Annotated in this window: 8 protein-coding genes and 1 pseudogene; 3 read left to right on the forward strand and 6 right to left on the reverse strand. The window is 52.9% G+C overall.

The features are described 5' to 3' along the window. Positions 1-287 precede the first annotated feature (287 nt). Both AC2FEE_RS25290 and AC2FEE_RS25295 read right to left on the reverse strand, forming a co-directional pair. Positions 288-671, reverse strand: a complete 384-nt coding sequence (locus tag AC2FEE_RS25290) for a hypothetical protein (RefSeq protein WP_496868178.1) — start codon at positions 669-671, stop codon at positions 288-290. A gap of 110 nt (positions 672-781) precedes the next feature. Further along, positions 782-1975 carry an NAD(P)-dependent alcohol dehydrogenase gene (locus AC2FEE_RS25295; protein ID WP_496868179.1) on the reverse strand — a complete coding sequence of 398 codons (1194 nt, stop codon included), beginning with the start codon at positions 1973-1975 and terminating at the stop codon, positions 782-784. A gap of 401 nt (positions 1976-2376) precedes the next feature. Here AC2FEE_RS25295 and AC2FEE_RS25300 point away from each other — a divergent pair, with 401 nt between their 5' ends. Both AC2FEE_RS25300 and AC2FEE_RS25305 read left to right on the forward strand, forming a co-directional pair. Beyond that, a complete protein-coding gene (locus AC2FEE_RS25300; protein WP_496868180.1) occupies positions 2377-3102 on the forward strand; it encodes a TetR/AcrR family transcriptional regulator in 726 nt (241 codons plus the stop codon). Between the two features lie 35 nt (positions 3103-3137). Further along, a complete protein-coding gene (locus AC2FEE_RS25305) occupies positions 3138-3707 on the forward strand; it encodes a chloramphenicol phosphotransferase CPT family protein (protein ID WP_496868181.1) in 570 nt (189 codons plus the stop codon). Between the two features lie 566 nt (positions 3708-4273). On the opposite strand, the gene AC2FEE_RS25310 is transcribed toward AC2FEE_RS25305, so the two are convergent. From AC2FEE_RS25310 to AC2FEE_RS25325, 4 genes and pseudogenes are all read right to left on the reverse strand, one after another. Further along, the gene (locus tag AC2FEE_RS25310) at positions 4274-4630 is read right to left on the reverse strand and encodes an isocitrate lyase/phosphoenolpyruvate mutase family protein (RefSeq protein WP_496868182.1); all 357 of its coding nucleotides are present in this window, start codon (positions 4628-4630) and stop codon (positions 4274-4276) included. After that, complete coding sequence (locus AC2FEE_RS25315) at positions 4621-4884, reverse strand: hypothetical protein (protein ID WP_496868183.1); 264 nt, start codon at positions 4882-4884, stop codon at positions 4621-4623. Before AC2FEE_RS25315 ends, AC2FEE_RS25310 begins: the two co-directional genes overlap by 10 nt. Further along, positions 4881-5119, reverse strand: a pseudogene (locus tag AC2FEE_RS25320) (methylated-DNA--[protein]-cysteine S-methyltransferase). The gene AC2FEE_RS25315 and the pseudogene AC2FEE_RS25320 overlap by 4 nt, the downstream one beginning before the upstream one ends. Positions 5120-5590: 471 nt before the next feature. Next, the gene (locus AC2FEE_RS25325) at positions 5591-5968 is read right to left on the reverse strand and encodes an Ada metal-binding domain-containing protein (RefSeq protein ID WP_496868184.1); all 378 of its coding nucleotides are present in this window, start codon (positions 5966-5968) and stop codon (positions 5591-5593) included. Between the two features lie 374 nt (positions 5969-6342). Here AC2FEE_RS25325 and AC2FEE_RS25330 point away from each other — a divergent pair, with 374 nt between their 5' ends. Then, the gene (locus AC2FEE_RS25330; RefSeq protein ID WP_496868185.1) at positions 6343-7161 is read left to right on the forward strand and encodes an alpha/beta fold hydrolase; all 819 of its coding nucleotides are present in this window, start codon (positions 6343-6345) and stop codon (positions 7159-7161) included. Positions 7162-7345: the final 184 nt, after the last annotated feature.

A 7345-nucleotide genomic window follows, 5' to 3' on the forward strand; every position in this document is an offset into this window, starting at 1 on the left:
AATCAAACCAACCAGATGCGCCAGATCCTCTCTTAGCTCAGGCAGCCATCTGTCCCAAAATCCCTGACAACGGACACTTTCATCCGCCATGCACAATGTGGGAGCCATCGCTGCCAGTGTAATCAATGTGATAGTCTTCATTCTGTAAGTCCGTTCTCGTGTTTGTATGGACAAGGGTATCTGCTCGTCGGCCACACCTTTTGTGCCGGCGGGGACAGCAATGCGTTCGTCGAGGGTATTGGATTTCTACCGGCCCTTTGCAGGTCGGTAGTGATCCGATCCCCTGATCAAAGGATGGGTTTGGGCTTGCTGGTCAATTGCAGCAGTTTTCCCGAGTTGTCATAACGTGCGGTGACGAATACCCGACGCGCATGGGCCACTTCCAACGGACCGCCGACAACCTCCCAGAGCCCGAAGGTAAAGAGATCCAGCGTTCCGTGACCCGCCGCCCGAGCCAGACTTGGCTTTGTTCGGGGTTCAACATCGTAGACGGCCACCCAATCCCCATTGGCTTGTTGCTGCAGCTGTTCGGGTGAACCCAACTGCCGCTCAACATCCATCCGGGTGGCTTCCTGGCTGACGACGCTCAGGTCCGGTCCATCACTGCCTTTTGCGGCCATGTTGGCAGCACACCCGCTCAGCGCGACGCCAATGGTAAGCGCGACCATCATTGACCGCACGGGCTGAGCACAGCCTGCAATGCATTGAGCTGGAGTGTTTCGGTTGCGGAGTGATCCAGAAGAATTGGGATCGTCCGATCCCAGTGATTGCCAGTGTTTTGTCATAGTGTTGCCGTGTCCTGGTTGAATTGAGTGTTGTGCCGGCGCAATGATCGATTGAGGTGCATCGCAGGTCTGGAACCGGTTGACGGTCGGCTTGTTTGTTCGTCTGCCTCAAAGTTGATGACAATCCGGCCTCTTGTCCGATGGGACGTCAATGTTCGGATTGCAGACTGGATTTGCAGCAGATCGAAGGGAATCTCAGCTTCAATGGGAGAGCGTATGTTGTGCTTTGCGATGCTCAGCATTGCTGCATAGGCGTTGTTCCGAGGCAGGGAGGCACAAAAACGATACCGAGGACCGCGGAACCGTGTCGCTATACTGCGGCAAACAATGTGCCCGACACCCAGAAGAAACTCGACCCTGGACAGCTTACGTTCACCAATGTGGCGTACCGGGCCAACAATCGTGACGAACCGGCCTTTGCGTTTTAGCATTCGGAACGCTGCAATCTCGACGTCCCGGCCACCTATGAGATCAAAGACCTTATCGTAGGTACTTTTGCCCTGAGACCCAATATCGCTGACCTTATAGTCAATCGTGTGATCCGCACCCAGCATGCGTACCAGATCAGCGTTTGCACCACTGCAAACTCCGGTCACGATTGCGCCCTTTGTTTTGAGGAACTGGACCATCAGAGATCCGACGGCACCCGATGCCCCAATAACCATGCAATGGTCACCTTTTTCGACGCGTGCGGCGTTGATCGCACCCCACGCAACGCAACCAGATAGTGTCGCGGCTGCCGCCTCGATATGAGACAAGGCTCGGGGTTTGAGCATCAGATAGTCCTGCGACACGCATCTGTAAGTTGCCCAAGATCCGTTTTCGCCCAGCTCATTGGGTATGACGATCACTTCGTCGCCGACATTGAAACGGTTCGCGTCCTGACCAGTAGCTACAACGACCCCCGACACCGAAGTCCCCATGACATATGGGGCATTGGCAGTGACGCGCTTGGGCCCGAAAAAACGACCAAGAGCGGTGCCCTGAGCCGCATAAATCTCATCGACATGCATTGAGGAAGCAATCAACTGAATCGCGACCTGGTGACGTGACGGCCTCGGCGCGGGCACGCTCACCAGTTGCAATGCATCCGCAACACCCCCAAGCTCCGGCAAATCCGTCAAGGCGATTGCCTTCATGTTTTCGGTCGCGCGGTAAATCGCGGATAGAGCTCTTACATTGTCCAGCATGTTTCTCTCCTGAGAAGCTCCGATCAATTGGGGAAAAACTGACTTGCGAACCTACTATGGGGGCACGTTCCAGCCTGAGATTGCCGGGCTGCGCCCCGAGCGAGGAACCACCTGACCAAAAGCTCAAGCAAATCCCGAATTCCTGCCAACCGGGATGCTCGGCGCAGCGCCGATATTGGAGCATCCCCCCGGATAAAAGTGTTCATGGCGTTCAATCCTGTGTAGTGGACACAACTCAACCGGGTGCGCAAAGCGTTATTGCTTGCGGCATTGGGCTGCATCAGCGCATCATTTGGTTCGGAGCGGCAGGTAAATCACATTGCCCTGCCAGGTGAGTCGGAATATAAACCGACCGTGGGTCTGTAATTGCAGACCGCCGGTCGGTTTGCAAGGAAAAATGCATGAAACCTACGAAGCGGAAGAATATGCAGCCAGAGGAGCGGCGCGCACAATTACTGGGATGTGCGCAAATGTTGTTCTTTTCGAAAGGTTTCGAAGATACGACCATTCAGGATGTTCTGGATCTGGCCGGTGTTTCGAAAGGTGGCTTCTATCACCACTTCAAATCCAAGGATGAGCTGTTGTTCGGGGTATTGGATGGCATGGCCGAAGGCGTATTCGCGCAGATGTCCGTTGTCGCCTCTGACGAGGAATCCTCGGCGCTCGATCTGTTGCATAATTTCACGCATCTACGGGCGAACTACCTGCGTGAGCATGACTACCCAGGCCAGGTCGAGATGTTCAAGATCATGAACCAGGACAAAAACCTGTTCCTGCTCGAACAATTCAAGCGCAGGGTCAGAACTGGCGCCATGCCGGTTCTGACCAAAATCATCCAGAAGGGTTGTGACGAAGGAACGTTCGCGGTCGCCGATGTCGATACGGCGGCAGAGCTTATTCTCTTCCTTATGAACTTTTTTGATTTTGCATTGCTGCGCGCCATCGATGCCCGGGGAACTGACATTGCAGATCAAGCAGCGCACAAATTACAGGCGGCAATCGATATGCAATTTCTCACACTCGACCGGATTCTGGGCCTACCGGATGGAACAACGGATTTTGGTTGGCCAGAAGCGGTGGATGTTACGATGGCAACTGCGCCTCCGATCCCTTCCTCAGCCAAGTAACGGACCTTGGCAGCAATCAATCAGTCACGAGACCAATGGCGACAATAATTCTCTTAAACGGAGTAGGAAGCGTTGGTAAAAGTTCTATCGCGAAAGCGCTTCAGAACATTACGAACCAACAGTTCCTTCACATTGAAATGGATGCCTTTCTGGCAATGTTGCCCGACCGGCTTGCTGGTGATCCAGATGGGTTGAGCTTTGAAAAGCGTGTGGAGGACGGGCATGCAGTGACCTTCGCACGTGTCGGGCCCGCGGCAAGTCGCGCACTCTCTGGAATGCGCCGTTCTGTTGCTGCAATGGCGAGCGCCGGGAACAATTTGATTGTTGACGAAGTGTTATTTGGAAACACCGAAGCAGGGTCTGCGAGTGCAGTGGCTGAATACCAAAGCTTACTGGAGCCGTATGATTTTTTCATGGTTGGAGTGTTTGCCTCGCTGGACGTGCTGGAGGCACGTGAACGAAATCGAGGCGACCGGACGCTCGGGCTTTCCAGATGGCAATATAAGCGTGTTCATGATGGGATGACATATGACTATACGGTCGATACGGAAAATGCCTCGCCGCTTGCATGCGCGGAGTTGATAAAAACGAACCTGAACCTGTAGATTGCGAAGACACACAATCCCATCGCTGAGCACGTCAATACAACCACCAGTGCGAACGGTCATCTGGCCCACGCTCAATTAACCCGACGTCTCGACGCATGTGGTCGCACAATAGCGTTGTATTGTTGGGATTTCCTCCTGAGCCATTTCTTTTTCGAAAATCTCGTGAATGTTGCCAAATTCGACGCAGTTGGCGGGCGCAGAACTCCAAAAAACTGCGTGGGGCACGGACGGATTCATAATGCATGTTTCAAGCTTTCGATTTCAGGCACAGCTAATGCGTCCACGAAACGGGTGTCGTGGAGCGACCGGTGTTTTGTTTCAGGTAACTCACGAGGCGAGAGTGCGATCAGGCTTTGATGCATATTCGAATCCATCAAAACAGACTGTTGGTCTGTATATGTAGACCGCCGGTCGGTTTGTAAAGGGGGCTAACCGCTCATCAGGACATTTTTCAGTATGTCATTGGCTATGAACCATAATACTCAGGCCCCATCATTGGGTCAGACCCTTTGTACTTGCTACGCGAATTTCACTGTCGCTTGCTCGGAATAGAAATCGTTATGTCAGCGGCAAGAATTGAGTCGTGCACCGATAGTCAAATCAGTAGGGTTCAATCCGCTTCTGATGTGATCGACGTAAATCGCGTCGCTAGACAGGTCATGGATGCGAAATAGGGCCTGGGACCGAAGCTTGCACGCGAAACCCTGAATTCGGATACCATTTTCCACCGAGTTCAATTCGCCCGTCATCGTTACATTGACGGGCAATCCAACAGCGTCCGTGAATTCTTGAATCAATGCCGTACTTGTCAGCCCCTGAACAAAGAAACCATCTCCGCCGGCTTTTGCATAGGCTGCGCCGCGCTCCAGAGCTTCGACAACAAGTCTTTCATGCGCGACTGGACCAGACTTTAGAAACAAATCCGTTCGGCATTGACAGACAGAGGCTCATTCTCAGCGTTTGCAATCCCTCTGATCGCGGCGATCCGCTCTATTTGAATGGAGATTGGATAAAGGTCCTCGCCCTCAACAATCCGGTTCTCAAGATTGATCTCTATGTCTCCGGCCTTGGAGAGAGCTTTTGCGCCTTCCGCGTTCCGGTTATTGTATAGGATCAAAGGGTCGCCTCGCTTGTGACGAGCTTTAAAGGCATTTGCTTTTTCGATTTGGCTCATGAAAGTGTTTCCAACTCGCCAGGAAGGTATTGCCGTTCAAATTCAAGAAGTTTTTGTTTGCGCCATAGCCCTCCACCGTATCCCGTCAGGGACCCATCGGCGTCGGTGACACGATGGCAGGGAATGACGAGGGAATTTGATTGGCACTGTTAGCACGCGCGACGGCCCGTGTCGCAGAAGGGCAGCTTGTCGCCTTAGCGATGTCAGTGTAGCTACGGGTTTCACCGACTGGTATGGTCTGAAGTTCTTACCAAACAGCCCGCGTAAACTCTGAACCACAGAAAACCAATGGCGTCTGAAAGCTCGCTGAGGAACCGGCAATGAACGCGTGCAGTTCCTCTTAGATTTGCTCAGACATGTCTGTTTTGCCAATGCCGATCCGACCCTTTGTGAACATCTCCAGCTTCGTGAGTTCCGTTCGGAGGGCTTTTCGGTCAAAAAGTTCCAGCAGATGCCACCGAGACCGGCTCGTTACGGTATTCATGTCACCCAGTGTTGTTGGAATCCAATCCGCCTAAAGAAGTGGATCAGAGTCCATTCTACCCGGTGCTCTGCCGATAAGCTTGGCAAAGGCAGTTCGAAACGAACTGGCGGCTTCAAATCCTGCATCCAACTGTGCATTGATGACCTTTCCACCATCGGAAATAGTTTGAAGCCCTTCGTGCAACCAGTTCTGCCTTGCCATTTCAAGAAACGACTTCCCGAACTAACGCTTGAAGCTGCGTCGAATGGTCGAGGGGTCAAACCCCATCCTCACAATATCTGCTTCGCGCCAAGGATACTCGGGGCATTCATCCAGCGCTGCCAGAAGAGCACCAATCGCGGGGTCAGCCGACACCATGGGATTGAGAGGATGACACCGTTTGCACGCACGAAAGCCCGCTTCAACGCACTCACTGACAGTTCCACAGAAAGCACAAATTTCGGCTTTTGGTCTGCGTGCCTGGCAAGTTAAGAGGCAAAATACACCTAAACTTGACACATAGACGTATACCTGCCCGTCATAGGCCGGATCACAGTCGAGAAGGGCTTGGTACAGCGTCGTGCGGTCAGGAAGATTAAAAAACACACGAGCTTTTACCACGCTACATGATGACCGCCGCCGAAATTCGGGCGTCTATTGTTTTTTAGTCAGGTCAAATGTTGGCGTAAATTAAGCACCCAGACACTGGTGTGGTTGCGACAAATGTCCACCCTTTGCGGTTTGGCGACTTCGGGCAACGCGTCGATTTCGCAGGTGCAGCGAATGGCCGGTTCGGTGAGGTTGCACCACGGCGTGGCCTGAAACAGTGAATGACTGTTATGGGCCGACGATACTCCATTGTCGATGGGTCAGGGGGGGTTACGCAGTAGTATATCCGATAACAGTTTCGAGCCCCGAGCGGCAGTCAGCGCGGATATCATGCATTGGAGTCGGAGCTGTGCTAAAACTTGTCCTCTCAATAGTCGAGGGTAATCATGCCGACAGCCAATCTGAACGGAGTAGAACTATTTTTCGAAGATACCGGCGGTGAAGGCGAGCCGGTCGTGTTTTCTCATGGCCTTCTGTTTAGCGGGACCATGTTCGAAATGCAGGTGGCGCAATTGAGCGACCGCTTTCGTTGCATCACCTACGACCATAGGGGGCAGGGGCAAAGCAGTGTTCCTGAAGATGGTTATGATATAGGAACACTGACCGCCGACGCCGCAGAGCTGATCAGAAGCCTGGACGCGGCACCCTGCCATTTTGTCGGCTTAAGCATGGGCGGATTTGTGGGCATGAGATTAGCTGCTCGAGAACCAGACCTTCTGAAATCGCTGACATTGCTTGAAACCAGCGCTGATCCTGAAGAGCCAAAGAACGTTCCCAAGTATCGAATTTTGAACTTTGTAGCGCGATGGATCGGGTTATGGGCTGCCATCAATCAAGTTATGCCGATAATGTTCGGGCGCACATTTCTCAACGATCCTAACCGCGCCGAAGAAAGGAAGAGGTGGTCAAAGGCCATTATGAGCAACCATCGGATCGGGGTTACACGCGCGGTCAATGGGGTGATCAATCGAGAAGGCTGCTCCGAATTGCTTGGAAAGCTACAGATTCCTGTTGGTATCGGCGTCGGAGACGAAGATGTTGCAACGATCCCAGAGAAATCTGACCGAATGCACCGTGCAATCGCAAACTCAGAATTGGTCGTGTTCAAGGAGGCAGGCCATTCCTCCTCGATTGAAACACCGGACCAGGTGACCGCGTTGATAAAGCGCACAATTCTGAGAACTGAGACGCCAAGCGATGGTTAGGTTGAACGGGCAAGTCAATAGTAATAATTTGCGTCGTCCCGCAAATTGTGGGTCCGCTGATTTTGAGGCTTTACACCAGCGGCGATTGTCCGGAAAGCGGGTGCGGTCGCAGCATCTCGGTTGGCTGCTGGATGTCCTGTGTGGATGGCTCCTGCATTGCAAGCGTTTTTTGCGGTTGCGATGG

This window comes from Ruegeria sp. YTSC199, from assembly GCF_059609725.1.

Coding starts and splice junctions, on each gene's coding strand:
- AC2FEE_RS25290 (WP_496868178.1), bottom strand. CDS start 671: ATGATGGTCGCGCTTACCATTGGCGTCGCGCTGAGCGGGTGTGCTGCC.
- AC2FEE_RS25295 (WP_496868179.1), bottom strand. CDS start 1,975: ATGCTGGACAATGTAAGAGCTCTATCCGCGATTTACCGCGCGACCGAA.
- AC2FEE_RS25300 (WP_496868180.1), top strand. CDS start 2,377: ATGAAACCTACGAAGCGGAAGAATATGCAGCCAGAGGAGCGGCGCGCA.
- AC2FEE_RS25305 (WP_496868181.1), top strand. CDS start 3,138: ATGGCGACAATAATTCTCTTAAACGGAGTAGGAAGCGTTGGTAAAAGT.
- AC2FEE_RS25315 (WP_496868183.1), bottom strand. CDS start 4,884: ATGAGCCAAATCGAAAAAGCAAATGCCTTTAAAGCTCGTCACAAGCGA.
- AC2FEE_RS25330 (WP_496868185.1), top strand. CDS start 6,343: ATGCCGACAGCCAATCTGAACGGAGTAGAACTATTTTTCGAAGATACC.